Raw genomic sequence first — 24,792 nt, 5'->3', positions numbered from 1 at the left:
TATGAGCCCGCATATAAGCACGCAGTCTGACAAAATTAACGAAGGGTATTGTGCAATAGGAGGAGTCCATATAAGGCACTTCAGTGCCGAATCTAGACCATAACAAACACATTCATGGCTAAAGCCATTCCTACATGTACACTTTGCCTAGAACCTAGAACCTAGAACCTAGAACCTAGAACCTAGAACCTAGAACCTAGAACCTAGAGCCACAGGAAGACACAGCACCAAACACCCACACCGGTTTCGCTCAGCTCTACCCAACCTACGCCAGGCCTTTAAACTTTTCCCCTTGCTAACTAGCAATTCACGACCCAATTTACCCTTTGTTGCAATTTTAATCTTGGTTTAGTACCTGAGCTATGTAAAACTATTTGCGTTTTTAAACCACAATCAGGTGACATGAATGTCTCAAATAAAAGCTTGGAAACTTATTAGCCTGTTTTGTTTGGTAAGCTTGCTTATGGGCTGTGAGTCGAAAGAAGAGCAGCTGAAACAAACAATACAACAATCCATAGAAAAAGCTGAAGTTGAATTAAATCAACTTGGTACAGCACTTGATAATGGCTCTTTGCGTAAGGCGACGATACTTAAACAATACGGCAAGGTGCTTGCTGAGCAGCAGCCGCAACTTTCTGAGATCGCGCGAGTAATTAGTCTTGATGCGACTCGTGAAGGGGCTATTTATTCAGGTCTTACACAACGCTTAGCTGAGGTTAAGTCTACTTATCTAATACCCCCTTATGAAGATACCCTTCATCAACTTGATCTTATTCGTGATGCTGCCAAACCATCTTTATTTCAGGATGCGCTTACCGATCCTATCAATATGCTTGCCGATATGTCGCAAGGCTCACTAGCGCGGGTTGGTGCAATTAGTGAAGCTGCTGAAGGTGAAAGTGTTGGTAACCAGTTAGTTGGTAACCCTAACTATGGGCAATGGCAAACAAATAGCAGCGGTTCCAGTTTTTGGGTTTGGTACGGTATGTATCGCATGTTGGGTGATGTATTCGACCGAGTTGAATATGGTCGCTGGAGCCGTCACAGAAAGTACAGCTATTACAATGACTATGGCCGTTATCGTTATTCGAGCCCAAAACAGATTAAAGCACAACAAACGGTAGAGACACGTACACGTCAGTCTTATCAACGCCAAGGTAAACAATTCACTAGTCCGTATGCCACTAAACGCAATGGTGCATCTGGATTAAGCCGTAGCAGCTATACGCCGCCACGCACACGTAGTAGCTATGCTTCTAGCAGTAGTTACAGTAAAAGCTCTGGGTCATTACGTAACAGCTCGAGCAGAACATCACGTGGCATTAGCCGCGGTAAGTAGTGAAAAGAATAACCACCGGAGTTACAACACATGTATGAATTTAATGGAATAACAACTTGGTCGTTGCAAGCTTTAGCAATCGACTTTGCAATCATTATCGCTTTATTTGTCAGCCTAAAATTTATTAAGGGTTGGGTATCTAACTTACACGCTAATGATGAAATAACTGAGCGTGACAATTTTGCTTTTGGTATTAGCTTTGCGGCAGGACTTGTGGCACTGGCTATTGTTCTAAGTGGCGTGAGCAGCGGCTCATTTGCACCAACCTTGCAACAAGAAGCATTACAAATGCTTGGATATGGTGTGATGGCGATTGTACTTATTAAGCTAGGTCATTTCTTCCAAGACAAGGTAGCGCTTCGTAAAGTGAGTCTGCACGACGAAATCGTAAAAGGTAATGCTACTGCTGCACTCATTGATTTTGGTCATGTAGTAAGTGTGGCTATTGTTATTCGCTCAGCTTTATTTTGGGTTGCGACCGAAGGCTGGCATGGTATTCCAATTGTGATCGCAGCTTTTGCCATTGGCAGCATTGCGATGCTACTGATCAGTCAATATCGCGTGCAGTTATTCAAACGTACTAATCGCAGTGGCGATTGCTTACAACAAGCGGTTATTGACGGCAACTTAGCTGTGGGTATTCGTTACGCTGGCTTTTTAGTGGGCAGTGCATTGGCATTAACTGCTGCATCAGGTATTGCTCCTTATGCGGCTGACAACATTGTAGCTAGTTTAGGTTACTGGGCATTAAGTGCAGCTGTGAGTTTAGTGGCTTTCATTTTACTACACCTAGTGACTATCAAAATCATCCTATCTGGTTGTGATATTTCAGACGAAGTGAACCGCCAGAAGAACGTGGGTGTAGCTGCTATCTCTGCAGCAATCTCATTTGCGATTGGGTCGACTATGGCAACCTTGTTAGGTGCCTAATTAAGTGTCTACTACAACAAGCGCCCCAAGTAGAGCTCATCTACTTGGGCATGATTTCCTATTAATAACTGTTATGGCCGTACTCGCTGGGTGCGGCCTTATTTATGAATACCTGCTATCTCATTATGCTGGTCGTGTCTTAGGTTCGGTCGAGAGTGCCATTTATGCCATGATCGGCACTATGATTGTCGCTATGGGTATCGGTGCATTTTTAGCGCGATGGTTTAAAGATGCGTTTACTGCCTTTGCTTGGCTTGAGAGCATAATTGCTTTGGTTGGCATGGGCTGTATTTTAGCGATAGCAAGTGTTATCGCTGTCAGTTATTCATTGCCGCATATCTTCTCCGAAATATTTAACCTGCCTGCAGATACCGTACTTAATGGTTATGTATTTGAAAAGCTACAAGAGTGGTCACGTTTCTTACCTTATGTGTTTGGTCTATTACTTGGGCTATTAATTGGTATGGAGATCCCGCTAATTGCGCGTATTCGCCAGCAAGTCTATGGGCGCTTTTTAGAGAACAATGCGGGTACCATTTACGGGGCTGATTATATCGGTGCCGGTGTCGGTGCTGCTATTTGGGTGAGCATTATGCTTGCGATGCCAATTATGCAAGCAGCAGCTTGGACGGCGTTGTTTAATATTATTGCTGGTCTCGTGTTTTTATGGCGCTATCATCAACATGTTCGCTTCGCTAAGCTACTGTTAGTTTGTCATGTACTGTTGTTGGTGTTTTTTGCGTTTGTGCTCGTGCTTGGCACTAACTGGATGAAAAATCTAAGCAATGTTTTATACAAAGATAAAGTCATCTACTCGCAAGCAACTAAGTATCAGCATTTGGTGTTAACTGAGCGTTTGAGTCGCAATCAGCCTAATGCAATTACCGATCTTTACCTCAATGGTCGTTTACAGTTCTCAAGTGTGGATGAGCAAATTTATCATTCCATGCTTGTCTATCCTGCTATGTTGGCCTCAAATCGCCATGACCGCGTGTTGATCATCGGTGGCGGTGACGGGCTTGCATTGCGTGATGTTTTGAAGTGGCCAGTAGAGCATGTCACCTTGGTTGACTTAGATGGTCAGTTGTTAAACTTATTTGGTAATGATGTCGGCGACTATGATGCGCCAGAGAAAATCAGAACACGTTTAACAGCGCTAAATAAACACTCTATGAGCGATCCTCGTGCTGATATTCGCATTGCAGATGCCTTTTTAGAGGTCGAAGCAATGCTTGCTAAAGGCGAGCGCTTTGACACTATTTTAATTGACCTACCAGACCCTAATCACCCAGATCTTAATAAGATGTACAGTGACTATTTTTACAATCATGTGCGTCAGTTATTGGCGCCTGACGGGGCTGTGGCCGTGCAATCAACATCGCCTTATCATGCGAAGAAAGCATTTTTGAGTATTGCTAAAACAATGAAAGCTGCGGGTTTTGGTTATGTTGAGCAATACCAACAAAATATTCCTTCGTTTGGTCAATGGGGTTGGACAATCGCGACTACCGCTGGCAAATCAGCAAGTCAGCGAATTCGTGAAACTAACGAATTACCGGTGCCATCGCGTTGGGTAAGCAAAGAATATTTATTGGCTTCTTTTGTGTTTCCGAATCATTTTTTTGAACAAGTAAACACGATTGAAGTCAATAGATTAGGTTCAGGAACCTTATATGATTATTACCGCCAAGCGTGGCAAGTTGAAACCGAATTGTACAAAAATTGATATTTTATAGTTGACATAATATGTCGGCTATGCAAATCTTAACTCAGACATAATATGTCAAAACGTAAAAAGGTGAGACATGGAATTAAATGAACTATCAATCAAACTGGCTTCTTTTGAAACAGAGGGTGTGAGCTTTGAGTCTTTCTTGATTGCCAACGAAGGTGAGCAAGATGTGTTACAAGTTATCGTCGATGGGAATGATGAGTTACCTATCTTTGTTACTCAAACAGAAGAGCAATTACTGTGTATTAGCTACCTGTTTGCTGAAGACGAAGTACAAGCAGATATGCGTAATGAGTTAAACGAAACGTTACTACGTTTAAATGTACCAATCCCATTAAGCGCATTTGCAAAAATTGATGATAAATACGCTATTTTTGGCGCGTTATCGGTTAATTCATCGTTTGATGATATTACCCATGAGTTGGTAACACTGGCAGACAATGCGATTGATGCACTTGAAGCCGTGACCATTTATTTAAACGATTAATTAGCAATTTCTGGAGTTAAGATTATGAGTATTTTAAAGAAACTATTTACAGCTGTACGTGGTGGCGCTCGTGAAGCAGGACAAGCAATTGTTGATGCAAACGGTATCCGTATCTTTGAACAAGAAATTGCTGATGCACAAAATGCCTTACAACGCGCTAAGAAAAGCCTGACCGAAGTAATGGCAAAAGAGATGCAAACGAAGCGTAAAATTAGCGCACTAGATGCATCAATTGCTGAACATGAAGCGTATGCAGGCCAAGCACTTGAAAAAGGTAACGAAGCTCTTGCATTAGAAATCGCTGAAAAAATCGGTGATTTTGAAGCTGAAAAAGCAGAGCACGAAGAAGTGTTAGCTGGTTTTAGTAACCACATTGTGCAACTAAAGCAGCAAGTTAAAGAAGCTGAAAAGTCGATTAAAGAAAACCAACGTCAATTAACAATGGTTAAAACGACTGAAAGTGTGCAGCAAGCAACAATGGCTGTAAACAGCACGCTAAATACGAACAGCTCATCAATGACATCAGCACGTGAGTCTCTAGAGCGTATTAAACAACGCCAGCAAGACCGCCAAGATCAGTTAGGTGCGGCTAAGCAATTAGAAGCAGATACTAATGGCGATGATTTAAAAGCGAAAATGGCTGAAGCGGGTATTGGTGATACCAACCCGAAAAGCGCAGATATTTTGGCGCGTATTAAAGCAAAACAAAATAGCTAATCAGTTAACGGAAAGACAAAAGGTAACCCACGCACTGGGTTACCTTTTTTGCTTCAACAAGGAGTCAGCCAATGTTTAACTTTTTCAAATCTAAAAAAGCCCCAGAGCGTCAGCTTACTGATCCAAGCCAATTACTCGTTGGTGATATGCTGACGGTGATTGATTCGTTCGCTTACCCAAGCTGGTTAAAAGGACAGACACTGCGTGTTATTGATGTGCAAACGTATCAGTACCAACGTAGTGCAGAGTATGAGTTGGTACTCGAGAGTGAATCTGGCCAAGTGGTGTTTTTGCAAATTGAATCAGATGACGGTGAGCAATGGGCAAACTTTGCGATCAAAATTCAACGCGACGATGTTGATGAGATTTTTACCCTTGATGAGTTCGCTCGTATTTTTGATGAAGACGAATTAACGGCAATTAATGTACAAAATAGCCCGGAGCGTTTTAGTCACTTTTTAGCATCGAGCTACAAACAATCAGAAGCACCTTATGTGTGTTATTTCCATAATAAGGACTACCGTAATAAGCCTTTACCTCGTTATGAAGACGAAGGTGGTGAGCCGTGTGAAATGATCTGTTTAAGCTCAGATGATGAATCGCATAGTTTAAATATTGAGATTTGGGAAGGCGGTGAAACAGAGGTATCACTGACGTTAACCAGACCAATTAGCGATATTGTTGACTTATTTCCTGGGGATGCCAAGTGAGTGATGCAAAAGCCAAATGGCAGCGTCAGGAGCAAGCCGTTAGAGCCACGCAAATGGCGTTTGATTTAAGCTCTGAAGTGCAAAAATCAATTAAGAAGCAAGCCATTGACCAAGAGCTTACGCCATCAGATATGATCCGTAAGATTTTGGAGCTCGACGTTAAGTCGAAAAAAACCAGACAACGCTTATCGTTTAACTTAAATGATGAAGAGATTGCTTTATTGGCTGAGCGTTTTGGCGTTGCAGCCGATGATAAGCGTGCTGTGAAGCAGCGCGTGGCTGAATTACTCATTGAACACAGTAAAAAAAGCTAAGGTTTTGCCTTTACTTCTTTAAGCCCTTACACTGAGACTAGATGTTTTAAAGAAGTGGCATGACTGTGGATATTATTTTACTTGCGTATTTAGTTATTTTTGCATTATTTGGCACTGCAGCAAGTTACTTTGTTCGCTACATTTATGCTTACTGGGTGCATAATACAATGCAGGTTAAATACATATATAAGGCCGGGATTTGTATCATCAGCGTGGTGATAGTATCCGGCCTTATTGCATTATTTACTTAATCTCGATTGCTTGGCACTGCTGTGAAATACACAGCGATTGTACAGGCAGAACTGGTGAGCAATCGTTAACAGTTAATGCTTGATCAGATGACTTCTCAGCCGCTGTAATTCGCTCTGCAAGTTGCTCTGCTTGCTCTTGTGTGTTGTTTAACGTTGAATAAACCACATAGCGACTTGGGCCACCACATGCCCGCTCACCAACTTCTAACACTTTACATTGAAAGCTCGCAGTACAGCTATTATTACTAACGATATCGTTCAGCTGATCATTTAAATCACCTAGATCAACGCGTGCAGAGCTACCCGACGTTGTTGTTTCGCAACCGCTTAAAGCAATGCTTGCTAACACAGTTGTGGTGATGAAAAGTTTCTTGAAAGTCGATGAACGAACCATTATTGCTTATTCCTTAGTATACACTTGCCGCTGAGCCTTCGATTCTAACACAAGTATTCTCAGAACACTGCGCACCTGGTGCGGTTAGATGCTGACAAATACTCATCATGTCGTTTGCTGCGTTAAATTGCTTTTCAAGGGCGGTGATATCTTTTGCAAGTTTTTCAACCTCAGCAGTGTCAGCTGTTTTGGTTGAATAAACAATGAAACTACTTGGGCCGCCACAAGCACGACTACCAACTGGTAATACTTTACATTGGCTGCTGCTATCACAGCTTGGATCATCGATTAATTGTTTAAGTTGCTCATGGGCTGAGCTAATAGTGGCTTTATCTGGGGCTGCTTTGGTCACTTTTTCAGTGTTTTTTATTTCAACGGCTTTTGGTGCCTCGACAAGTTTATTGCTTGTAGCCGTCGATTCGGCTTGCTCATTAGTTGCAGCGTCCGAGCACGCAGTTAATAACACAGGAAATAAAATTGCCAATAGTGGATAGCGCATAACATACCTAAAAATCGTTGAATAAGTACTCACTATCATACACATTGCTCAAAGCGGAGCAATAAAAACGTTTGCTTTCAGTAAGTAGCTCTGTATTCACAGAGCTACAGAAAGATAAAAGTTTATACCACTTTACAATAAGCGGGTATTACAAACCACCTTGGGTTAGTTTGGCGGGGTTCAGTAACTCGCTCAGTTCTTCGCGCGAAATATCCGTATGCTCTGCAGCAACATCAATAATAGGACGACCTTCTTGATAAGCTAATTTGGCAATTTTTGCTGCTTTGCTATAGCCGATCACCGGATTAAGCGCGGTAACTAGAATTGGGTTTTTAGCGAGCGCTTTATCAACATTGCTTTGGTTTACTTTAAAGCTGGCAATCGCTTTATCTGCCAGTGCTTCACTGCTATTCGCCAGCAGTTCGATACTTTGCAAAATGTTTAAGGCAATCACAGGCAGCATTACATTGAGCTCAAAGTTACCCGCTTGACCAGCTACTGTAATGGTAGCGTCATTGCCAATGACTTGTGCGCTGACCATAGCGGCAGCTTCAGGGATCACGGGGTTTACTTTACCCGGCATAATTGATGAGCCCGGTTGTAAAGCCTCAAGCTCAATTTCACCAAGACCTGCAAGAGGGCCAGAGTTCATCCAGCGTAAGTCATTGGCTATTTTCATTTGTGCTACAGCAAGTACCTTTAGCTGGCCTGAAAGCGCAACAATGGCGTCTTGTGAGCCGATGTTATAAAAGAAGTTTTTACTTGGGCTAAAGCGAATACCTACATTCTCACTCAAGTGTTGGCAAAACTCACCAGCAAACGCTGGATCGGCATTAATACCAGTACCAACCGCTGTGCCACCTTGTGCAAGTTCACAAACTCGCTCGAGTGCTTGGCGAATACCAGTCATTGCATGATCCACTTGTAACTGCCATGCAGCCAGTGTTTGTGCAAAACTCACAGGCATTGCATCCATTAAATGAGTGCGACCGGTTTTAACAATATGGCCTACTTCGGCTTGTTTGCTTTGTAGGCTTTGACTGAGTTTATCGAGTTTAGGAAACAGCTCATAAATGATGTTAATAGCGCTACTTACAGCAATCGCAGTGGGGATCACATCATTTGAGCTTTGTCCCATGTTCACATCATCGTTGGGGTGAATGGTTTCGCCTGCAAATTGGCTCGCCAGCGTTGCAATGACTTCATTGGCATTCATATTTGAGCTAGTGCCAGAGCCTGTCTGAAATACATCAACAGGAAACTCTGAAAAATGTTTACCGTCAATGACCTCTTGGCATGCTTGCTCAATGGCTTTGGCTTTACCTTGGCTCAAATGGCCTAAAGCAGCATTACTTTGAGCGGCAGCTTGCTTAATGTAGGCGAGGGCGGTGATAAATTGCTTAGGCATGGCTAAGCCACTAATTTGAAAATTGTTGATAGCGCGTTGCGTTTGAGCTTGATACAACGCATTGGCAGGGACTTGTAGCTCACCCATGCTATCTGATTCGGTTCTAAATTGGCTCATAAACACTCCTAAATCGGGTTAAATTCTTGGCTGAGAAGGCACGCTTCTCGCTCCAAACTGAAATACTTTTCAATACAGTTATGAGTTTTGTAGTAACGCTTTAGCGCAAGTTGCGGTTTATAAAGCTGAGCCAAACATTGTTTACGAATTGCATTATGCACTAATGAATCACACATCTTTTCAAGTAGTTCATGAAAGGTGCGTCTTAGATACAGCTCTTGCAAAATAAAGTTGTGATGCTTTTCGTAATAGCGTGCAATGTTTAAACCCGCTTCAACATAGTTAGCAACAAGCGCAGGGGCATGTAACCCAGGTCTTTGGCAAACACATTTCATTTGCCGCTGATAATGGAGCATAGCATTGTGAGAGTGCATAGAAAAACCGATTAACTGTAATGATAATTGTTATCATTACAGTTAATCGGTTTTAGTGCAAGTCTTATATAATGAAGCTAAGACTGAATGGATTAACTGTGTGTGATTAATTGTAGCCGAGAATAAAAATCTGGTCTGTTTCATGTTTTTTCGGCGCCTGTACATTTTCTTTGTTACATTGAGAAAGAAGATCGATCACGGTTGCTCTGTCGTCACAACTTGTTAAGGCGGCTTTTTCGCTTTCAGCTCGTTCGCTGGCTGCAAGTGCTGCATCTACAGCGGTGTAGGGTGAGATATACATAATATTGCTCCTATTGATTAATTCACTTAAGAAATAGCATAAGCTGTACCAATATTGATCAATAAATTTAACTAGTTGAAAATAATGGTTTTATATTTTTAACTAATAAATTCACCGCGACTTTATTATTTATTTTTGCTTTACTGTTGTGCACTAATTACCAAACATGGTGCACTAATTTGTATGGATAAACCCTTCTCTCAAGCCTGTGAAAACAACAAATTACCTATTTTAAACGTATTAGAAGCGTTCTTTTCTGATGTGACGGACGTATTAGAAGTCGGCTCAGGTACTGGGCAACATAGTGTGCATTTTGCAACGCATTTAGCACATTTGCAGTGGCATTGTAGCGATCGCGAGGTTAATCACCCGGGGATTTTACAATGGCATCAAGAAGCTGATTTAACTAACTTGCATGCGCCACTCATACTCGACCTTAATGATCCTTGGCCGATTGAAACAGTGAATGCCATTTTCACTGCGAATACAATGCACATTATTAGCTGGTCACTGGTGGAGCGCTTTTTCCAAGGTGTAGCAAAACACTTAGCGCCTAAAGGTAAATTGTGTATTTATGGACCATTCAAGTACCAAGGTAAGTATACCAGTGCCAGTAATGCTGAATTCGATGCGTTTTTAAAACAGCAAGATGCACATAGTGCAATCCGTGATTTTGAAGCGATTTGCCAACTTGCAGAGCAAGCTGGCTTAACCTTTGTTGAAGATGTGCAAATGCCAGCGAATAACCAATTATTGCTGTTTAAAAGGCAGTAAGCTTTCGCATTGGTCTTTATAGAGCGCCATATGTTGGCGTTCTCTAGTAATAAAATCACTAATGGCAGCTGCAAACTCAGTGTGTTGAATATGATGCAGTGAATAGGTATTTACGGGCTTAAAACCGCGACTTATTTTATGCTCACCTTGCGCGCCAGAATGGAACTGCTTAAGTTTGTTGGTAATACAATACTCAATACCTTGGTAATAGCAAAGCTCAAAGTGCAAACTATCAAGCTCATAGTTCGTTCCCCAGTATCGACCATATAAACAATTCTGATCTTTAAAACTGAGTGTGGCGGCAATCACCTCTCCTTGATACTTAGCGAACATTAACACCAGTTTGTCGGCCATGCTTTGCTGTAATAGCTCAAAAAAGGCGGTATTCAAATAACCATTGTGGCCTGAGCGCTTCAAATAGGTTTGGCGGTAAAAATGACTAAATTGCTGCATGTGCTGTTTGCTGATGTCAGCACCTTCGAGCCATTCTACGGTTATCTGTTGTTCAGTTATTTTTGCGCGTTCTTTTTTGAGCGATTTACGCTTTCTTGCGGTGAGTGAAGCTAAAAAGTCCTCAAAGTCATTATAGCCTTCATTAAACCACTGAAACTGCACGCCATGACGTTGCATTACGGTGTTGCTAGTTAATGCAGTCGCTTGTTGCTGGTGGCAAAAATTTATATGCCAACCTGACCAGTCTAATTGCGCTGCTGTTGCTGTGAGTATGTGCTGAATGTACGCATAGACTTCAGCGGGCTTATTGTGATTTATACTAATTCGTTGCCCTGCAATAGGTGTGAATGGTACGCCACACAGCCATTTGGGGTAATACTCTAAGCCATGTTGTTGATAGGCTTCAGCCCAAGCCCAGTCAAATACATATTCACCATAAGAGTGGTGTTTTAGATACCCGGGTAGTAAGGCTATAACCTGTTCTTGCTGGTAAATTGCTAGGTGCATGGGTTGCCAGCCCGACGCTTCACTCACACAGCCTGTTTGCTCTAAAGCCGTTAAAAAAGCGTGATCAGTAAAGGGTGTATCATCGAAAAATGACTGCCATAGAGTGGCATCAATCTCGCTTATTTGATTAAACCAGCGGTGGCTAAACTTACTCATTGTGCAGCCGATTCAATATCTTTGATAAAATCGTTGATATGCATAGCAAGCTTATCGAAATAAGGGTTAAACGTGAGTCGTGCAAAGGGCTTGTGCGCTTGTAAATTTTCGGCTGTGCGTTCACCCATCACAACGTCTTTTTGGTATTTGCAGGCTGTATAAAGCGTGTCGTCATCTAAGTAGCTGCCGCAATTGCGATACAATGCTGTGCGACCGTAGTAAGGGTTGCTGGGTTTATTAACAATACCAATATGTGACATTCCTTTGATTTTTTTACAGTCATCGGTGTTGCAGTCATCACGAATTATTTGGTAATCAACTGGAAAGCTAGCTGGGATGTTATTGTCATCACCATAGTATACAAGCCGATCAAGCTGGTTATTCTTGCGCGTTTTTGGGTCGTGCAGCTTAGTTAAAATTTTAAAGGTCGCTTGGTTATCTATTGTGGTGTCAACATCACTAAAGGTGCTAAATATCGCTACATTAGGCAGTTGGCGATGACGTAGTTCATCAAGGCTAATACGGCTCATTGCTTCGTGACTAGCTGAGGCTGCACTAAATGGAAACGACTCATACTTGGCAAAATCAAGGTCCGCGTCTTTATCAATCCAATTCACAAATGGAATCGCATCGACCCATTTCGCTAGCCAACCGTTTTTATTGTGTGGCTCGCTTGCGGGTGAAAACAACATAGCAGCCGTAATTTTATTATCGACTGGGCCTTGAGTTAAGTAATCAATAACCAGTGCAGCACCGGTTGAGTAGCCCCCTAATATCACCTGATCAAAGTCTTTTAATGTGCGCTCAATGGCATACACGCTAGCCTTTTGCCAATCATCGGCATCGATGTCTCTAAGTGCTGCAGGAGCGGTACCATGCCCAGGGAGTAAAATTGTGCGTACCGTATACCCTTGTTGATAATACACTTGTGCAAGGTCGTGATAGGTAAAGGGTGAGTCGGTTAAACCGTGGATCAAGAGCACCGCTTTACGGCTATCGGCCTGTTTGAGTTCAAATGGGCTTATTAAATCAGCAACAGTTGCGTTAGCTGGTCGAGCGCCTTGTGCAACAAGTTGCTGATAGGTGTCTGTGTAAACAGGGCATGGCAAATTAGCACGCGGGTTTTCGCTACTAATTTGCAGGTAAGCAGCGGTTAAATAGTCATTAAATGCTTGCTCGATATTATAGCTAAAGGTGCTATGAGTGCGTGGCAATGGCTCTCTAAACAGCCCTTCTCGCTTACTTTTCATCATCAGTTCTTGGTCTTCAAGTTGAGTAAGGCAGGTTTGTTGCTGCGCCATTAATGAGCTGCTAAATAGCCCACTGATGGCCCAAGAGATAGCAACTAAGTTGATGAATTTCATATTTTAAGCATCCTTTTAAAGCCTGTTTTTAGCTTATCGAGTTATGTTTTATTTGCAAGCAAGGTGCGTCAAGCGAGTGGTAAATGACGCTTAGTGAACGCTTGTTTTAAGACCACAGTCGATTCGATGTTAGCAATACAATCAATACTACCTAATTTATGTTTCACAAAGCTTTCATAGCTTTCTAAATCAGCGGCAACGATCTTCAGCAGGTAATCATAACTGCCTGAAATAACAGAACACTCAAGTACATGGTCAAGCTTCTCAACCTGCTGTTCAAATTGCTCAGCAGCGGCAACAGAGTTTTGGTTTAAGCGAACAAAGGCATACACAGACACATTTAAATCAACGGCTTTAGGATTGATGGCAGCATGGTAACCACTGATCACATTTGCTGATTCGAGCTTTTTAATGCGGCGAAGGCAAGGGGTATCTGACAGGCTAACAGACTGGGCCAGCTCCGAGACAGAAGTTCTTGCATTGTCTTGTAGAGCATTAAGTAGTTGTTGGTCTTTTTTGTCTAATTTCATTTTAATTTGAGTGATTTTCACTAATCTAGGTGGATTCTAGTCTATATTTTGGCGATTAGCACTCATTGAACTCTGTTAACATTATCGCAATATAATTATTTTGGAGTGAGCCTGTGACTGAGAACACTAAGGCATTTGATAGCTGGCTTCGCACCCGTTTTGTTGAGATCAACAGCGAATTAGAAAAACTATATTGGCAACAAGACGATAAAGCGAATGTAGAGGGTGTCGGTGAGCACCTTAAACGTCAATTAGAGCAAGAAGGTAATGAGCATATTCGTGCTTTACTGGCAGAAGGCAATACCGATGAAGGCTTTGATAATGCCTTTGACTTATTAGGTAATGTTGGCTTGTATATGGCGGCATGCCGTCGCCATGAGATAACAGAGCCTTCTCGTGAAACAAGTTCACCTCTTGTTGAAGCTTCTGCGTTGGCAATGCACATTGGTGCATCTATTGGTGTTACCCCGCGTTTTGCAACGGCGCATTTAACAACCCACAATAAAGCGGTTGATGGTTTGTATAAGCGCTTTACTGACCTTGAAGATGAGAAAATCTTTATTGATTACAATACCAAGGGCATTTTAGCGTATAAGCGCGCGGCAGATGCTTTATTAAAAATTCAGCCGTTAGGGATATCGCACCCTATCGCGGCAGATTTACTCGCAGTGGCAAAACAAGCATTGCTTGATGTGATTGAGTCGAATAATACGTTATACAACAAGCTCGATACAGACCGCTTTTTCTATTGTGTACGCCCTTATTACAAGCCGTATCGAGTAGGTAAAGAGGTATATCGTGGCGCGAATGCTGGTGATTTTGCGGGCATTAATGTCATCGATTTATTGCTTGGTCTTTGTTTTGCTAATGAACCTAGTTACTCGCAAATGTTGGTGGATAAATTCTTGTATATGATGCCTGAAGATCAGCAGATCTTGCGTGAAAGCATGCGTATGACAAGCATTATGGATGACTTTTTAGCGGCAGAAGCTGAGCGCGATAGCGAATGGTTACAAACTAACTTAAAGCTGTTCATTCAAGTGTGTAAACTGCATGGTGATACTGCCATTGGCCACCATAATCAGTTGGTCAGTAAATACATAGCGCAGCCTTCACAGCAAATGCAGCAACAACATATGGATAAAGTCACAGCCAGTGGGCCGCCTTTGCATGTGTTACTAAACTCACTAGAGCAGTTGCGTGATCGCCGTGCGGCAGCAAAGCGGGATGATATTCGCACCCGTTTCGATGACTTAACTAAGTTAAAACAGTGGATTAAGTAATGAACAAAAACGATTTTGTAATTCCACAAGGCAGCTATTTGCTTAACCACTCTGTTGGGCGACCATTAAAATCTGCTGAGCAGCATTTTCATCAGCAGTTTTTTGCCGCTTGGCAAAATGAAAATAAAGAGCCATGGCAACAGTGGTTGCAAGGTGTTGAGGCATTTACGAGTAGTCTCGCTAAATTATTTAACTCGCACAGTGAGTTGTTTTGTCCACAAGTTAACTTATCGAGTGGTTTAACCAAGCTTTTGATGTCGCACCCGCGACTTCAACAAGAAAATTGCAAAGTGTTGATGGCAGAAAGTGACTTTCCAAGCATGGGTTTTGCAATGCAAAAAGCCCTACCTGAAAGTGCTGAAATCGTGTTTATTGGTAAGCATGAAGACCTAACCGATGTTCAGGTTTGGCAGTCATATTTAGCAAATAATAATATTGATTTAGTCTTTATTAGCCATGTTTATTCAAACACGGGTCAGCAAGCGCCTATTCATGAAATTATAAATATCGCGAAACAACACAACACATTGAGCTTACTAGATGTTGCGCAGTCTGCGGGTATTTTAGAGGTCGACTTAACTAAGCTAGATGCCGATTTTATGTTGGGCTCCAGTGTCAAATGGCTATGTGGTGGGCCTGGTGCTGCTTATTTATGGGTTAGCAGCAAACAGCTTTCACTTTGTCGGCCACAAGATGTTGGTTGGTTTTCTCATCAAAATCCGTTTGAATTTGATATTAAGCACTTTGCTTATCATCAAACCGCATTGCGCTTTTGGGGTGGTACCCCTTCAGTTGCACCTTATATTCTGGCTTCGCATAGTATTAATTACTTTGCTGATCTTGGTATTGAGAAAGTACGTGCTCATAACTTAGCAATGCTCGCTCAGTTTCATGATCAATTAGCTGATTATATGCGCTCACCCATACAGGCTGACAAATGCTCTGGTACGGCTATTATGCATTTTGGCGAGCAACAAGCGGCTGTTAAAGCTGCGCTTATTGCAGCGAATATTGCGGTTGATGAACGTCACTTAGGCTTAAGAGTCTCTGCTCATATTTATAATGATCAGCAGGATATTGATACTTTTATCACAACTGTGAAAAGGGCCTTATACCAACGCGCTTAATTAAGTGAGCTCTTTTGAGGCAATAAAACCTTGTTGATAACAAGGCAAAAATTTCGTAGTTAAGTTGTTCTTAATGAAAAATTTTTAACGCAGGTAGCGACAGGTTTTATCCCTCAAAATGATTAAGTATTATTGCGAGTTGGTATTACGTTAAGAGCTTGTCGAGCCTTTGCTTTGACGGAACGCCAGTGCGTCATTGGTTTTTCGGGGACCAGCGCTAAAATTTGCTCAAAGTCGATGTCATCAATACTAACTTCGTTACTGTGGGCAAACATAATTCGTTTTGGTTGCAGCGCTTTTAGCATCAACAAAGAGTTTAAATACAGCTTTGGGTAAAAAACAGGAAAGGGTGGCACAAGCTGCCCTTTTACTTTTACTAATAAATCAGCAATGTAAATTCGCTCGCTAGGAATATGATACAGACTAATATCTCGGTCGGTATGACCTGGGCTATGCAGTGCTTGCCAATCGTCAAAGCCGGGTAGGGTTGCATCAGTGGCAAGGTAATAGTCAGCATCTAAATGGCGGCTGTACCAAAGATTGTGGCGTTTTTTATTTAACCTACCGGCGACCCACCAAGCCAAAGCAATATCGGTTAAATGCATTAAGAAACCATCAATGCCTCTATACCATTGCCCTGGGGCGTTCGACGTCGCTATTTTTCCACCGCTTAACTTTCTTAATGCATGCGCTCCACCGGCATGATCTGGGTGCATATGGGTGACTACTATTAGTTTTAAGTCTGTGATGGGGCGCTTGAGTTGTTCGGTAATATAGTCAAATACAGTATCAACATCAGCACGGCAACAACCATCAAGTAGCATCAATTTATCTGGGTATTCAACCAAATAGATATTTTGGATATAACCTTCGAGCGTATGAATTTGCAAAACGATTGATCCCTAAACTTAATCAGCAAATCTTGTTATATCATGTCTGACCAGTTTTGGTAAGCTAGACTAATTGGATTGCGTGCCTCGTTCTTTGAGCTGTTTTTTGGTTTCTTCTAGCTGTGATACTTGCTTTTCGAGGAGGGCGATTTGGCTTTTATAATAAGCATTAATACGTTCGCTTTGTTTGCTAATAGCATCATCAATAGACGCTGCGCCTAACCTGTTTGCGGCATCTTGTGTCATATTGCTGAGTTTACCAATGCGCTCACTCTGCTGTTTTTGTAGTTCTTTGATCTCTAACTGAAGGCGGTCTATTTCGCGATCGGCTTTCTGGATTTTTAAATAATCTTCAACACTTAAGTCTGCAGGCTTTTGCGGATTTGGCAGCTGCTCTGTGGCTGGGGGTTGGTTACTTGCGGGTGGTGGTGCAATTTTTACTATTGCTGCATCTTTACCACAAGGCTGCTCTGTAAAGGTGGCAACCCCGTCAATCATGCACTTATAAATAGTGGCTTGACTGTTGGCGCTGGCAAATAGAGCAAGCGTAAAAAATGCAAAACGAAACATAGCATCACTTTGTGTAGCAAATAGATACTTAGCATGCATGAAATATAATGAGGAGTGCAAGTTTTCGGACATAAAAAAACCGCTAAAAAGCGGTTTTTAATAATAAAATGGTGGAGAAGGAGGGATTCGAACCCTCGATAGAGCTACAAACCCTATACTCCCTTAGCAGGGGAGCGCCTTCGGCCACTCGGCCACCTCTCCAGCGCATAATTCTGATTGTAATTTGCTGAAATAAATCAACAAATAAAAATAAGTGGTGGAGAGATAGGGATTTGAACCCTAGAGGGGCTACAAACCCCTGCCGGTTTTCAAGACCGGTGCATTCGACCACTCTGCCATCTCTCCACATCGTGATGCGAGAATAATACTTAGCTGAATCGGCTGTGTAAATAGGAAAAAGTTTGTTTGCTTGTTTTTTGAGCGTAAAGAGGGTGTTTTTTGTAAAAAGGTTTAATTATTTGCTGTTTTTAACTTAAAAGAAGGGGGTTGGGGCAGTAAACGGAGGAGCTAAAGAAGGATCTTCGTTAGTGGTTGGGTGTTTACTGCACCGATAAAGTAACCATGGTTGGGGATTACTTGTGTTGTACTGCGCCGCCAAGAGCTAACTTTTTGCCGTAGCGATTTAGTTTTGCCAACATTTTTGCTTTGCGGTTTGTTGGTTTTACGGCAACATGAGTTGCAGCGTTTTGGTTTAATGTATTAATTGGGTTCATTACTTTGCTCCGGGTTGTGTTTGGTTGAAAACGTGAGTATTTTGCAATCAAACTGAACAAAAATAAAACGATAAAAATTGAGTCTGCCGGATAACTTTTTCTAATCCGAAAGTCTTTTATTAACATGGGTTAAGTTTTTAAATACACATTGCGCTGCATGCTTATGCAATTGTGTTTGCGTTGAAGTATAAGTAAATAAAGGTTTTTAGCTTTTGGTGTTTTTATTTATGCGTTTTTAGAGTGAGAAAGTGACTAATTATTCAGATTAATATAATTTGAACGAGCGTGGTGTTTTTGCCATGTAAGAAAAGAAGTAACCGTTGATGTTGATAATAATAAAGCCAAGTGACAAAAAAAATCATAAAAACAGTGTTGATTGGCTACTAAAAGAATGTAAAAAAAGACAGATTGAGCCTGAATTGTATTTAACCACAGGCAAGTTTGAGAATGATTGCGCTGATATTACGCATTTGGCTAAAAACCAGAGTCAAGTTGTGGTGATTGGTGGTGATGGGACGCTGCATTTAGCTGTTAATGCATTAATTACGAGTCGCTGTTCTATCGCGTTAATTCCAGCAGGCACAGGAAATGATTTTGCGCGTGGCTTTACGTGTAAAAAACAGGCTTGGTATGAGGCTGTTTTTAATAGCCGTACAGAATTAATCGATGTTGGACAAATCAATCAGCGCTATTTTATTAATGTGGCGGGAATAGGGTTTGACGCTGAAGTCGTGAAGCAACTAAATAAAGCCGGAAGTTTCAGCTCGTTTGGCTACACTTGGCAGGGCATCAAACAGCTATTTTCATTTCGGGCACGCTCACTTAAGGGGGAGTTTAATGGTAAAGCACTCAACTACAGTAATTTAGCGACGATTTTTGCTAATCATCATTACTTTGGTGGTGGCTTAAAAATTGCCCCTCGGGCAAAGTTAAATGATGGTCAGCTTGATTGCTACTGCATGCCAGCTGGCGGTTTATTGAAAAACCTGATCAGCTTTTTGTATTTACTGCTCGTAAAGCATCATAGTTTGCACGCGCTGGAATATACCCAGTTAACGACTGCCGAGATCACCACGAAAGGACTGGCTATAGAAGCCGATGGTGAGCTCGTTGGTTTTACTCCGGCTAAAGTTAAGATTCACAAACAAGCACTTCGTTTTCATGTGCCATAAAAAAGCGCCGGCAAAATTTGCCAGCGCTTGGTGTTAGAGGCGACATAGTCACTTCTAACTGGGGACGGAGCTTTTTTGCTGCAGATTACGTGCAGCAAAAAATGCTTTAATTTGTCGAGTTGGAGTCAGCACGATAGCATTACCGAATAACACTAGGCTAAAACCCATAAAGGTATTTGCTTGCCATTCAAATCCTTCAAATAAAGTACTTAAGACCACTGCAACCAGTGGGAATAATACGATTACATAGCTTGCTCGCTCAGGGCCGATATTTTTAAGTAGCGCGAAGTAACAAGCAAATGCGATTACGGTACCAAATACTGCTAAATAGAAGAGCGATACCCAATAGCTGGTTGGGGCATTCAATGTCAGCTCAACGTTGCTTACTAAAACATAAGCTGCTAGCCCTAAAGCGCTGTATAACATACCCCAGGCATTGCCTTGAAGTACGCCAATATTACGCTGAGAGTTTCGAACACTGACCATATTCCCCAATGAAGCCACAAAGGTCCCAGACAGCGCAAGTAGTAACCCGACCAGCGCACCATTACTCAAGTCGAATTGCTGAATTTGTGGCCAAAACAAGCTGGCAATACCCATTACACCGAGTAAAGCACCAAAGTAAATTCGTTTCGCAATTGGTTTTGCGAAGAACAAGCGGGTGTTAATAATGTTCATTAATAGCAACATCGAAAAGGCAATTGAGGCCATTGCTGAGGTGAGATAGTTCTGCGCCCAATACAGCACTAAATAATTTAAACCAAAGTTAAATAAAGCCAATAATGCAAAAAATCCGTGATCGCGCAGTGAATATTGCATAGGGAGTTTTTTTACCAGCACAAAGGCCCACATTAAAATGGCTGCAATGGCAAAGCGATAAAATAAAGAGACCTCAACAGCAACATCACCCAGTTGAAACTCAATAGCTAGCCAAGTCGATCCCCAGATCAGTACTGTAGCAAGGTAGAGAGCGGCGCTTTTCATAGTTAGTACCCAAAAATTGAAAGTATGTTCATTTTAATCCTCTTCTGTATACTTAACATATACAGAAAACTAGAAATGCAACCTATACAGTTTGGTGGGCTATGTCACAAGTTATCAGTCGTAGTAACAGTGAGTTCTTATATCAACAAGTTATTCAGCTAGTTAGAGATCTTTGCTTGCAAGGTTCATTATTACCGGGTGAAAAGTTACCTTCGCTCAGAAAAATGGCAGACAAGCTCAACATCAGTATTCCTACTGTAAAGCAAGCGTATCAATTACTTGAAGGGCAAGGGCTGATCGAAGCCAGAGAAAAGTCAGGGTACTTTTTAAAGTCATCACAGTTAAATCAGTCTCGACCAAAGCGAGTTAGGCTCAGTCGAGAGCCTACCACAGTCAATAAGCAAGGCTTGATTGAACAAGTCTACAGCGCTATCCACAAAGCTAATGTGGTGCCATTTGGTATCGCCAACCCTGTAGCCGCTGCACCTACAGATAAAGCACTGGCACGAACAATGCGCCGAGTAATGACATTAGCGGGCGCATCGGCAATTAATTACGGCCCGATGGATGGCTTTGCACCACTTAAAAAACAACTCATTCATCGCTATTTGGATTTTGGCATTGGGGTTGATAGCGATGAATTAGTGATCACCAATGGTGCTCAAGAGGCACTGGCGATTGCCCTTAAGTGTATCGCTAAACCCGGTGATGTTATTGCTATCGAGTCGCCTTGTTATTTTGGCATTATCGAATTAATTGAAAGCTTAGGCTTAAAGGCTCTGGAAATACCGCTGTGCCCCGATGAAGGAATATGGCTAGATGATTTGGCTCAAGCACTCGATGAGCATGATATAAAAGCCTGTGTGTTTTCAACCTCATTAAATAACCCAGTTGGCAGTTTTATGCCTGATGCCAAGCGTGAGCAATTAGTGGCACTTTTAGAGCAGCGTGACGTGGTGCTTATTGAGGATGATGTCTATGGCGACTTACATTTTACAGCTAAGCGCGCCACGCCTGCACAAGCTTATTCAAAAAAGGGCTTAGTGATCACCTGCGCGTCGTTTTCAAAAACAGCCGCACCTAGTTACCGCATTGGTTGGATCATTGCCGGTAAGTTTGCAGAACAAGCAAGGCGACACAAACGCGCGCTTAGTTGCTCTGCGCCACTTATAAACCAGTGGACCTTGTATGAGTTTATAGCTAGCGGTGAGTACGACCGTAACATTCGTTTGCTTAGACAGCGCTTAAGTACCAATAAAGAACGTATGATTTGGTGCCTGCAGCAATATATGCCAAGTTGTGCGCGTATAAGTAACCCGCAAGGGGGCTGTGTTATCTGGGTTGACCTTGGTAGCCAATATGATGCGGTAAAGTTATTTCATCTGGCACTAGAGGCGGGGATCAGTATTACTCCGGGGTTGATATTCTCAGCGGGTAAAAAGTACCGTAGCTGTTTTCGTTTAAGTTATGGCTTGCCTTGGTCTGAGAGTTTAGAGCAGGCGATTAAAACGTTATCGCAGCTGACTGTGCTGGCCAAAAAATAAAAAAGCGCAGAGCAAGCTCTGCGCGAAAGGACCAAGTGTTTTGGTTCAGGGATGTTAATTAGTCAATTACTCTGCATTCTGTTTGAAAGTAAATAGTTGATACTCTTTTAGCTCTGGTACTAGCACCACTAACTCTTGCTCTTTATGAGCGATATCAGCAAAGCTGCCGCATAATGCATCTGCACGTTCTTCAAGTTGAGCTGCCTGTGTTTCTACGCGTGCTTCTATTTGTGCGCCCATGTTTTCCATACGTTGCTCAAACTCATCCATGTCGCCACCTGAACCTAAAAGCTCAGAACCTAGCGCAATTAAAATACTGCCCATCGATTGCATCATGGCTGACTCTACAGCCGATTCAATTTGCTCATCGAATTGGTCTTCAAAGTTTTGGCCAAATTTTTCGAAATTTTGCTGACCCATGGTAAACGCACCTTGCTGATAGAAGGCGTTTTGCACTTCTACACTGATATCGTCCATTAATTCTGAAATGTCGTTTAGGCCATCAATATTGAAAGCATTTGATACTTCTTCAATTGCTACGCCTGCTATTTTTACGCCATCAAGTGCGATATTGGCGACTTCAGGAAGTTGGCTGCGTAAGCTGTCTGAGTAATCTACAATTGCTTGCTGTTGTGAAGCATCAAGCGACACGCTTTGACCATCGATATATAAAGTGTGTTGATCGATGATTTTCATAGTGCGATTATCGGCTGTGTATACTTCTAACTCGCTTGGTGTAATGCGTACATCATTTATAAATTCAACATCACACTGCTCACCGCTGAATGAAATATTTGTATCATTATCGTTATGAGCCATTGCGCCGGTAGCGATAAATAAAGAACTTACTAACAATAACTTTTTCATTTTTTTCTTTCCTGTTTGAAATGACACAAATACATAATCAAATTGAATGCCAAAATTTATAAATTCAATTAATTCAAAAGTTTGTAGTGTTTTAAGGCTTTTTCAAAAATAGCGGGGAATAATTTTTTAACCATTTTTTAGTCAAATTAACTAAAAAATACACATGCATAAATGACTCTTATCGAAACGATAAAAAACTCTCACTTTTCAGAAATCAAATTTAGCGCTATTTATTCACAATATTGACATATGACCTATTTAGCATGGGTGTATGGCTTTATTTTGGTGGTTTTTTAGATACTAAATTACTACTGAGCTTTTTAATCTTTGCCAATTCATCGAGCAAATTTTAATCTCAAGAATTGGTCTCAAACACTTTATGGAGTGGGTTGTGGGTAAGACATTTAGTTATGACGCGCTAGATGACGATTTTGTTGAAGACGAGTACGAAATGGTCGGGCGTAATCAACACGACAAGAAAAAGCAACGCGTTAAGAAGAAGTTGGAAGACTATCTTGAACAAAAACGCTTGCGCAGAAACTTAGGCGATGACGACTTTGACGAGTACTTGAACGACTAAGCATAAATTTAGATAAAGAGGCAATTTGCCTCTTTATTGCTTTTAGACTTTGTTATTTGCCCAGTGCAGCTGCGATGTCTGATTCGAGCTGTTCAGGCTTTGTGAGTGGCGCATATCGCTTAATTGCTTTGCCATCTTTACCAATTAAAAATTTGGTGAAGTTCCATTTTATTTTGCGGGTGATAAACCCCGGTAACTCTGATTTTAGGTATCTAAAAACAGGGTGAGCATGTTCGCCATTCACATCGACTTTGCTCATCATTAAAAAGCTAACGCCGTAGTTAATGAGGCAGCCTTCTTTAATTTCCTTCGCGTCCCCAGGCTCTTGTTTACCAAATTGGTTACAAGGAAAACCAATTATTACTAAGCCTTGCTCATGATACTTTTCATGCAGTGCTTGTAAGCCTTCATATTGTGGAGTGAAGCCACATTTACTTGCAGTGTTTACAACAAGTACGACCTTGTTTTCAAAATCAGAAAAGTCAACGGATTGGCCTTGTAGGCTGGTAGCTGAGAGTTGGTGAAATTCGCTCATAGTGATAACTTTTTATTATTGTTGCATTGATTCTAACTTGCTTGGCATTTTTCTAAAAGGGTAAATTTTAATCAGCGGCTTTTCTTACTTGGGGATAAGCATCGCAGCTAACTTAAAATTATAAATAATCCCATTCCTGCCAGTGTTGTGTAGTATATGTTATGTGTTTTATAGGCCACGATAACAGACACAACAGCAGCACTTAGGTAAGGATTTTGCCAATCTAGATTTATCCCTTCGTCATTAATAAACACAATGGGCACCCAAATTGCGGTGAGTACGGCAGGGGCGCTAAAACTTAAAAATTGCTGCATTTTCGGGCCAACTTTAAATGGTAATGCGCGGTGTAAAAATAAGTAACGTGTGAAGAAGGTGATACACGCCATTAATAAAATGGTGATCATCATTGTGTATGCTCCTCTTTTGCTTGCCAGCGACTAATTAGATAACCCACTGTCATAGCGATAAGAGCCGCGGTGACAAGCCAAAGTTGAAAGCCCTGACTTTTTAATAGCGTTGCAACAACGCCTGCGGTGATCACAGTAGCCAGTGTTGCAAAGTTCTTTACACCCGGAATAACTAAAGCAATAAACGTGGCAGCGATGGCAAAATCAAGACCTAGGTGTGTTAAATCGGGAAGGAGGCTTCCTGCGACAATACCTAGCAAGGTCCAGATATTCCATGCAATATAAAAACTAAAACCGGCACTGAGTGCATAAATAAGGCGTACTTTCGTTCGGTACGCTTTGCGATGGTGCGAAAAAGCAAATAATTCATCGGTTAGTACAAAACTCACTGGCAGTCGCCAACGAAAGGGTTGATCTATGACTTTGTGGCGAATAGCTAAACCATATAAAAAGTGCCGTGAGCTAATAATGAGTGTGGTAAATAAAATAGTTAAAAGCGGCGTATTGCCTGCCATTAATTCAATCGCAACGAGCTGTGCTGAACCTGCAAATACCAACAACGACATAGCTTGTGTTTCTAGGGCACTGAAGCCATTTTGAACAGCTAACGAGCCACATAAAATTCCCCAAGGTAACACCGCAAGGCATAAGGGGAGCATGTCGAAAAATCCTTTTAGCAAGGCTCTTATTGTTGATTTATGCATCTTATCGCTCATGTTTGTTGTTATGGCTCAGATCAAAACAGCTGAAATAGAGGTGTGTC

At 41.8% G+C, this 24,792-nt stretch carries 30 protein-coding genes and 2 tRNA genes; 14 read left to right on the top strand and 18 right to left on the bottom strand.

The features are described 5' to 3' along the window. The first annotated feature begins 406 nt into the window (after positions 1-406). From BIZ38_RS17440 to BIZ38_RS21875, 8 genes are all read left to right on the top strand, one after another. On the top strand, positions 407-1,339 hold the full coding sequence (locus BIZ38_RS17440; protein ID WP_187490861.1) for a CHAD domain-containing protein: 933 nt from the start codon (positions 407-409) through the stop codon (positions 1,337-1,339). 30 nt (positions 1,340-1,369) lie between these two features. After that, entirely contained in the window at positions 1,370-2,269 is a 900-nt protein-coding gene (locus BIZ38_RS17435) for a DUF350 domain-containing protein (protein WP_062566277.1), read from the top strand. 73 nt (positions 2,270-2,342) lie between these two features. Then, entirely contained in the window at positions 2,343-3,995 is a 1,653-nt protein-coding gene (locus BIZ38_RS17430) for a polyamine aminopropyltransferase (protein WP_410445980.1), read from the top strand. 79 nt (positions 3,996-4,074) lie between these two features. Continuing rightward, a complete protein-coding gene (locus tag BIZ38_RS17425; RefSeq protein WP_063700564.1) occupies positions 4,075-4,488 on the top strand; it encodes a YjfI family protein in 414 nt (137 codons plus the stop codon). Positions 4,489-4,512: 24 nt separating this feature from the next. After that, on the top strand, positions 4,513-5,205 hold the full coding sequence (locus tag BIZ38_RS17420; protein WP_054554603.1) for a PspA/IM30 family protein: 693 nt from the start codon (positions 4,513-4,515) through the stop codon (positions 5,203-5,205). 71 nt (positions 5,206-5,276) lie between these two features. Further along, positions 5,277-5,915, top strand: coding sequence for a hypothetical protein (locus BIZ38_RS17415; RefSeq protein ID WP_055199258.1), 639 nt, complete (start codon positions 5,277-5,279; stop codon positions 5,913-5,915). Then, the gene (locus tag BIZ38_RS17410; RefSeq protein WP_054554605.1) at positions 5,912-6,229 is read left to right on the top strand and encodes a hypothetical protein; all 318 of its coding nucleotides are present in this window, start codon (positions 5,912-5,914) and stop codon (positions 6,227-6,229) included. The genes BIZ38_RS17415 and BIZ38_RS17410 overlap by 4 nt, the downstream gene beginning before the upstream one ends. Before the next feature lie 65 nt (positions 6,230-6,294). Then, positions 6,295-6,480, top strand: a complete 186-nt coding sequence (locus tag BIZ38_RS21875; protein WP_054554683.1) for a hypothetical protein — start codon at positions 6,295-6,297, stop codon at positions 6,478-6,480. Here BIZ38_RS21875 and BIZ38_RS17405 read toward each other — a convergent pair. From BIZ38_RS17405 to BIZ38_RS17385, 5 genes are all read right to left on the bottom strand, one after another. After that, complete coding sequence (locus BIZ38_RS17405) at positions 6,473-6,874, bottom strand: hypothetical protein (RefSeq protein ID WP_058585357.1); 402 nt, start codon at positions 6,872-6,874, stop codon at positions 6,473-6,475. The genes BIZ38_RS21875 and BIZ38_RS17405 overlap by 8 nt on opposite strands. 13 nt (positions 6,875-6,887) lie before the next feature. Then, positions 6,888-7,373 (bottom strand): hypothetical protein, encoded by a 486-nt coding sequence (locus BIZ38_RS17400; protein ID WP_138618820.1) that lies wholly within the window; start codon positions 7,371-7,373, stop codon positions 6,888-6,890. A gap of 148 nt (positions 7,374-7,521) precedes the next feature. Beyond that, entirely contained in the window at positions 7,522-8,898 is a 1,377-nt protein-coding gene (locus tag BIZ38_RS17395) for a class II fumarate hydratase (protein WP_138618818.1), read from the bottom strand. Positions 8,899-8,906: 8 nt separating this feature from the next. Beyond that, a complete protein-coding gene (locus BIZ38_RS17390; protein ID WP_054554609.1) occupies positions 8,907-9,272 on the bottom strand; it encodes a hypothetical protein in 366 nt (121 codons plus the stop codon). A gap of 106 nt (positions 9,273-9,378) precedes the next feature. Beyond that, a complete protein-coding gene (locus BIZ38_RS17385; RefSeq protein ID WP_054554610.1) occupies positions 9,379-9,573 on the bottom strand; it encodes a hypothetical protein in 195 nt (64 codons plus the stop codon). Positions 9,574-9,756: 183 nt separating this feature from the next. On the opposite strand from BIZ38_RS17385, the gene BIZ38_RS17380 reads away from it, so the two are divergent. Then, a complete protein-coding gene (locus BIZ38_RS17380; protein WP_187490859.1) occupies positions 9,757-10,347 on the top strand; it encodes a DUF938 domain-containing protein in 591 nt (196 codons plus the stop codon). Here BIZ38_RS17380 and BIZ38_RS17375 read toward each other — a convergent pair. The 3 genes from BIZ38_RS17375 to BIZ38_RS17365 form a co-directional block, all read right to left on the bottom strand. Next, positions 10,324-11,463 carry a GNAT family N-acetyltransferase gene (locus BIZ38_RS17375; RefSeq protein WP_187490858.1) on the bottom strand — a complete coding sequence of 380 codons (1,140 nt, stop codon included), beginning with the start codon at positions 11,461-11,463 and terminating at the stop codon, positions 10,324-10,326. The two genes, BIZ38_RS17380 and BIZ38_RS17375, sit on opposite strands and share 24 nt — an antisense overlap. Then, the gene (locus BIZ38_RS17370) at positions 11,460-12,827 is read right to left on the bottom strand and encodes an alpha/beta hydrolase (RefSeq protein WP_187490857.1); all 1,368 of its coding nucleotides are present in this window, start codon (positions 12,825-12,827) and stop codon (positions 11,460-11,462) included. The genes BIZ38_RS17375 and BIZ38_RS17370 overlap by 4 nt, the downstream gene beginning before the upstream one ends. A 68-nt stretch (positions 12,828-12,895) precedes the next feature. Beyond that, the gene (locus BIZ38_RS17365) at positions 12,896-13,357 is read right to left on the bottom strand and encodes an Lrp/AsnC family transcriptional regulator (RefSeq protein ID WP_187490856.1); all 462 of its coding nucleotides are present in this window, start codon (positions 13,355-13,357) and stop codon (positions 12,896-12,898) included. A 113-nt stretch (positions 13,358-13,470) separates the two neighbouring features. On the opposite strand from BIZ38_RS17365, the gene BIZ38_RS17360 reads away from it, so the two are divergent. Together BIZ38_RS17360 and BIZ38_RS17355 are read left to right on the top strand one after the other, a co-directional pair. After that, positions 13,471-14,640 carry a PrnB family protein gene (locus BIZ38_RS17360; RefSeq protein ID WP_054563718.1) on the top strand — a complete coding sequence of 390 codons (1,170 nt, stop codon included), beginning with the start codon at positions 13,471-13,473 and terminating at the stop codon, positions 14,638-14,640. Then, positions 14,640-15,767, top strand: a complete 1,128-nt coding sequence (locus BIZ38_RS17355) for an aminotransferase class V-fold PLP-dependent enzyme (protein WP_187490855.1) — start codon at positions 14,640-14,642, stop codon at positions 15,765-15,767. The genes BIZ38_RS17360 and BIZ38_RS17355 overlap by 1 nt, the downstream gene beginning before the upstream one ends. Before the next feature lie 122 nt (positions 15,768-15,889). On the opposite strand, the gene BIZ38_RS17350 is transcribed toward BIZ38_RS17355, so the two are convergent. The 5 genes from BIZ38_RS17350 to BIZ38_RS17330 all read right to left on the bottom strand — a co-directional run bounded on the left by BIZ38_RS17350 (position 15,890) and on the right by BIZ38_RS17330 (position 17,940). Beyond that, positions 15,890-16,657 (bottom strand): MBL fold metallo-hydrolase, encoded by a 768-nt coding sequence (locus BIZ38_RS17350; protein WP_054554617.1) that lies wholly within the window; start codon positions 16,655-16,657, stop codon positions 15,890-15,892. A gap of 69 nt (positions 16,658-16,726) precedes the next feature. Further along, entirely contained in the window at positions 16,727-17,227 is a 501-nt protein-coding gene (locus BIZ38_RS17345; RefSeq protein ID WP_187490854.1) for a DUF4124 domain-containing protein, read from the bottom strand. Positions 17,228-17,335: 108 nt separating this feature from the next. Beyond that, positions 17,336-17,428, bottom strand: a tRNA-Ser gene (locus BIZ38_RS17340). Positions 17,429-17,481: 53 nt separating this feature from the next. Continuing rightward, a tRNA-Ser gene (locus BIZ38_RS17335) sits at positions 17,482-17,572 on the bottom strand. A gap of 227 nt (positions 17,573-17,799) precedes the next feature. Beyond that, positions 17,800-17,940: a hypothetical protein gene (locus tag BIZ38_RS17330; RefSeq protein WP_166341396.1), complete on the bottom strand. Its 141-nt coding sequence runs from the start codon at positions 17,938-17,940 to the stop codon at positions 17,800-17,802. Between the two features lie 323 nt (positions 17,941-18,263). On the opposite strand from BIZ38_RS17330, the gene BIZ38_RS17325 reads away from it, so the two are divergent. After that, positions 18,264-19,112, top strand: a complete 849-nt coding sequence (locus BIZ38_RS17325) for a diacylglycerol/lipid kinase family protein (protein WP_187490853.1) — start codon at positions 18,264-18,266, stop codon at positions 19,110-19,112. A gap of 54 nt (positions 19,113-19,166) precedes the next feature. Here BIZ38_RS17325 and BIZ38_RS17320 read toward each other — a convergent pair whose 3' ends face one another. Next, complete coding sequence (locus BIZ38_RS17320) at positions 19,167-20,096, bottom strand: DMT family transporter (protein WP_166341400.1); 930 nt, start codon at positions 20,094-20,096, stop codon at positions 19,167-19,169. 101 nt (positions 20,097-20,197) lie between these two features. Between BIZ38_RS17320 and BIZ38_RS17315 the strand changes: the two genes are divergently transcribed. Next, a complete protein-coding gene (locus BIZ38_RS17315) occupies positions 20,198-21,640 on the top strand; it encodes a PLP-dependent aminotransferase family protein (protein WP_187490852.1) in 1,443 nt (480 codons plus the stop codon). A 66-nt stretch (positions 21,641-21,706) separates the two neighbouring features. Here the strand turns inward: BIZ38_RS17315 and BIZ38_RS17310 are convergent, their stop codons facing one another. Beyond that, positions 21,707-22,507 carry a YggN family protein gene (locus BIZ38_RS17310; RefSeq protein WP_187490851.1) on the bottom strand — a complete coding sequence of 267 codons (801 nt, stop codon included), beginning with the start codon at positions 22,505-22,507 and terminating at the stop codon, positions 21,707-21,709. 391 nt (positions 22,508-22,898) lie between these two features. Between BIZ38_RS17310 and BIZ38_RS17305 the strand changes: the two genes are divergently transcribed. Further along, positions 22,899-23,087, top strand: a complete 189-nt coding sequence (locus BIZ38_RS17305) for a PA3496 family putative envelope integrity protein (RefSeq protein WP_082389337.1) — start codon at positions 22,899-22,901, stop codon at positions 23,085-23,087. 52 nt (positions 23,088-23,139) lie between these two features. Here BIZ38_RS17305 and BIZ38_RS17300 read toward each other — a convergent pair whose 3' ends face one another. The 3 genes from BIZ38_RS17300 to BIZ38_RS17290 all read right to left on the bottom strand — a co-directional run bounded on the left by BIZ38_RS17300 (position 23,140) and on the right by BIZ38_RS17290 (position 24,733). After that, positions 23,140-23,622 carry a glutathione peroxidase gene (locus tag BIZ38_RS17300; RefSeq protein WP_054554624.1) on the bottom strand — a complete coding sequence of 161 codons (483 nt, stop codon included), beginning with the start codon at positions 23,620-23,622 and terminating at the stop codon, positions 23,140-23,142. Positions 23,623-23,729: 107 nt separating this feature from the next. Beyond that, positions 23,730-24,029, bottom strand: coding sequence for an AzlD domain-containing protein (locus tag BIZ38_RS17295; protein WP_063529256.1), 300 nt, complete (start codon positions 24,027-24,029; stop codon positions 23,730-23,732). Then, entirely contained in the window at positions 24,026-24,733 is a 708-nt protein-coding gene (locus tag BIZ38_RS17290; protein WP_054554684.1) for an AzlC family ABC transporter permease, read from the bottom strand. The genes BIZ38_RS17295 and BIZ38_RS17290 overlap by 4 nt, the downstream gene beginning before the upstream one ends. Positions 24,734-24,792 lie beyond the last annotated feature (59 nt).

It is taken from the genome of Pseudoalteromonas sp. BZK2, assembly GCF_014349195.1.
Lineage (GTDB): Bacteria > Pseudomonadota > Gammaproteobacteria > Enterobacterales > Alteromonadaceae > Pseudoalteromonas > Pseudoalteromonas simplex.
The sequence above is the reverse complement of the archived record's forward strand: the minus strand, read 5'-3'. Positions and strand labels throughout refer to the sequence as shown.

Coding starts and splice junctions, on each gene's coding strand:
- BIZ38_RS17290 (WP_054554684.1), bottom strand. CDS start 24,733: ATGCATAAATCAACAATAAGAGCCTTGCTAAAAGGATTTTTCGACATG.
- BIZ38_RS17415 (WP_055199258.1), top strand. CDS start 5,277: ATGTTTAACTTTTTCAAATCTAAAAAAGCCCCAGAGCGTCAGCTTACT.
- BIZ38_RS17315 (WP_187490852.1), top strand. CDS start 20,198: ATGTCACAAGTTATCAGTCGTAGTAACAGTGAGTTCTTATATCAACAA.
- BIZ38_RS17385 (WP_054554610.1), bottom strand. CDS start 9,573: ATGTATATCTCACCCTACACCGCTGTAGATGCAGCACTTGCAGCCAGC.
- BIZ38_RS17355 (WP_187490855.1), top strand. CDS start 14,640: ATGAACAAAAACGATTTTGTAATTCCACAAGGCAGCTATTTGCTTAAC.
- BIZ38_RS17320 (WP_166341400.1), bottom strand. CDS start 20,096: ATGAAAAGCGCCGCTCTCTACCTTGCTACAGTACTGATCTGGGGATCG.
- BIZ38_RS17440 (WP_187490861.1), top strand. CDS start 407: ATGTCTCAAATAAAAGCTTGGAAACTTATTAGCCTGTTTTGTTTGGTA.
- BIZ38_RS17390 (WP_054554609.1), bottom strand. CDS start 9,272: ATGCACTCTCACAATGCTATGCTCCATTATCAGCGGCAAATGAAATGT.
- BIZ38_RS17430 (WP_410445980.1), top strand. CDS start 2,343: ATGGCCGTACTCGCTGGGTGCGGCCTTATTTATGAATACCTGCTATCT.
- BIZ38_RS17300 (WP_054554624.1), bottom strand. CDS start 23,622: ATGAGCGAATTTCACCAACTCTCAGCTACCAGCCTACAAGGCCAATCC.
- BIZ38_RS17420 (WP_054554603.1), top strand. CDS start 4,513: ATGAGTATTTTAAAGAAACTATTTACAGCTGTACGTGGTGGCGCTCGT.
- BIZ38_RS17295 (WP_063529256.1), bottom strand. CDS start 24,029: ATGATGATCACCATTTTATTAATGGCGTGTATCACCTTCTTCACACGT.
- BIZ38_RS17395 (WP_138618818.1), bottom strand. CDS start 8,898: ATGAGCCAATTTAGAACCGAATCAGATAGCATGGGTGAGCTACAAGTC.
- BIZ38_RS17400 (WP_138618820.1), bottom strand. CDS start 7,373: ATGCGCTATCCACTATTGGCAATTTTATTTCCTGTGTTATTAACTGCG.
- BIZ38_RS17365 (WP_187490856.1), bottom strand. CDS start 13,357: ATGAAATTAGACAAAAAAGACCAACAACTACTTAATGCTCTACAAGAC.
- BIZ38_RS17310 (WP_187490851.1), bottom strand. CDS start 22,507: ATGAAAAAGTTATTGTTAGTAAGTTCTTTATTTATCGCTACCGGCGCA.
- BIZ38_RS17435 (WP_062566277.1), top strand. CDS start 1,370: ATGTATGAATTTAATGGAATAACAACTTGGTCGTTGCAAGCTTTAGCA.
- BIZ38_RS17370 (WP_187490857.1), bottom strand. CDS start 12,827: ATGAAATTCATCAACTTAGTTGCTATCTCTTGGGCCATCAGTGGGCTA.
- BIZ38_RS17325 (WP_187490853.1), top strand. CDS start 18,264: ATGTTGATAATAATAAAGCCAAGTGACAAAAAAAATCATAAAAACAGT.
- BIZ38_RS17345 (WP_187490854.1), bottom strand. CDS start 17,227: ATGTTTCGTTTTGCATTTTTTACGCTTGCTCTATTTGCCAGCGCCAAC.
- BIZ38_RS17425 (WP_063700564.1), top strand. CDS start 4,075: ATGGAATTAAATGAACTATCAATCAAACTGGCTTCTTTTGAAACAGAG.
- BIZ38_RS17375 (WP_187490858.1), bottom strand. CDS start 11,463: ATGAGTAAGTTTAGCCACCGCTGGTTTAATCAAATAAGCGAGATTGAT.
- BIZ38_RS17330 (WP_166341396.1), bottom strand. CDS start 17,940: ATGAACCCAATTAATACATTAAACCAAAACGCTGCAACTCATGTTGCC.
- BIZ38_RS17380 (WP_187490859.1), top strand. CDS start 9,757: ATGGATAAACCCTTCTCTCAAGCCTGTGAAAACAACAAATTACCTATT.
- BIZ38_RS17405 (WP_058585357.1), bottom strand. CDS start 6,874: ATGGTTCGTTCATCGACTTTCAAGAAACTTTTCATCACCACAACTGTG.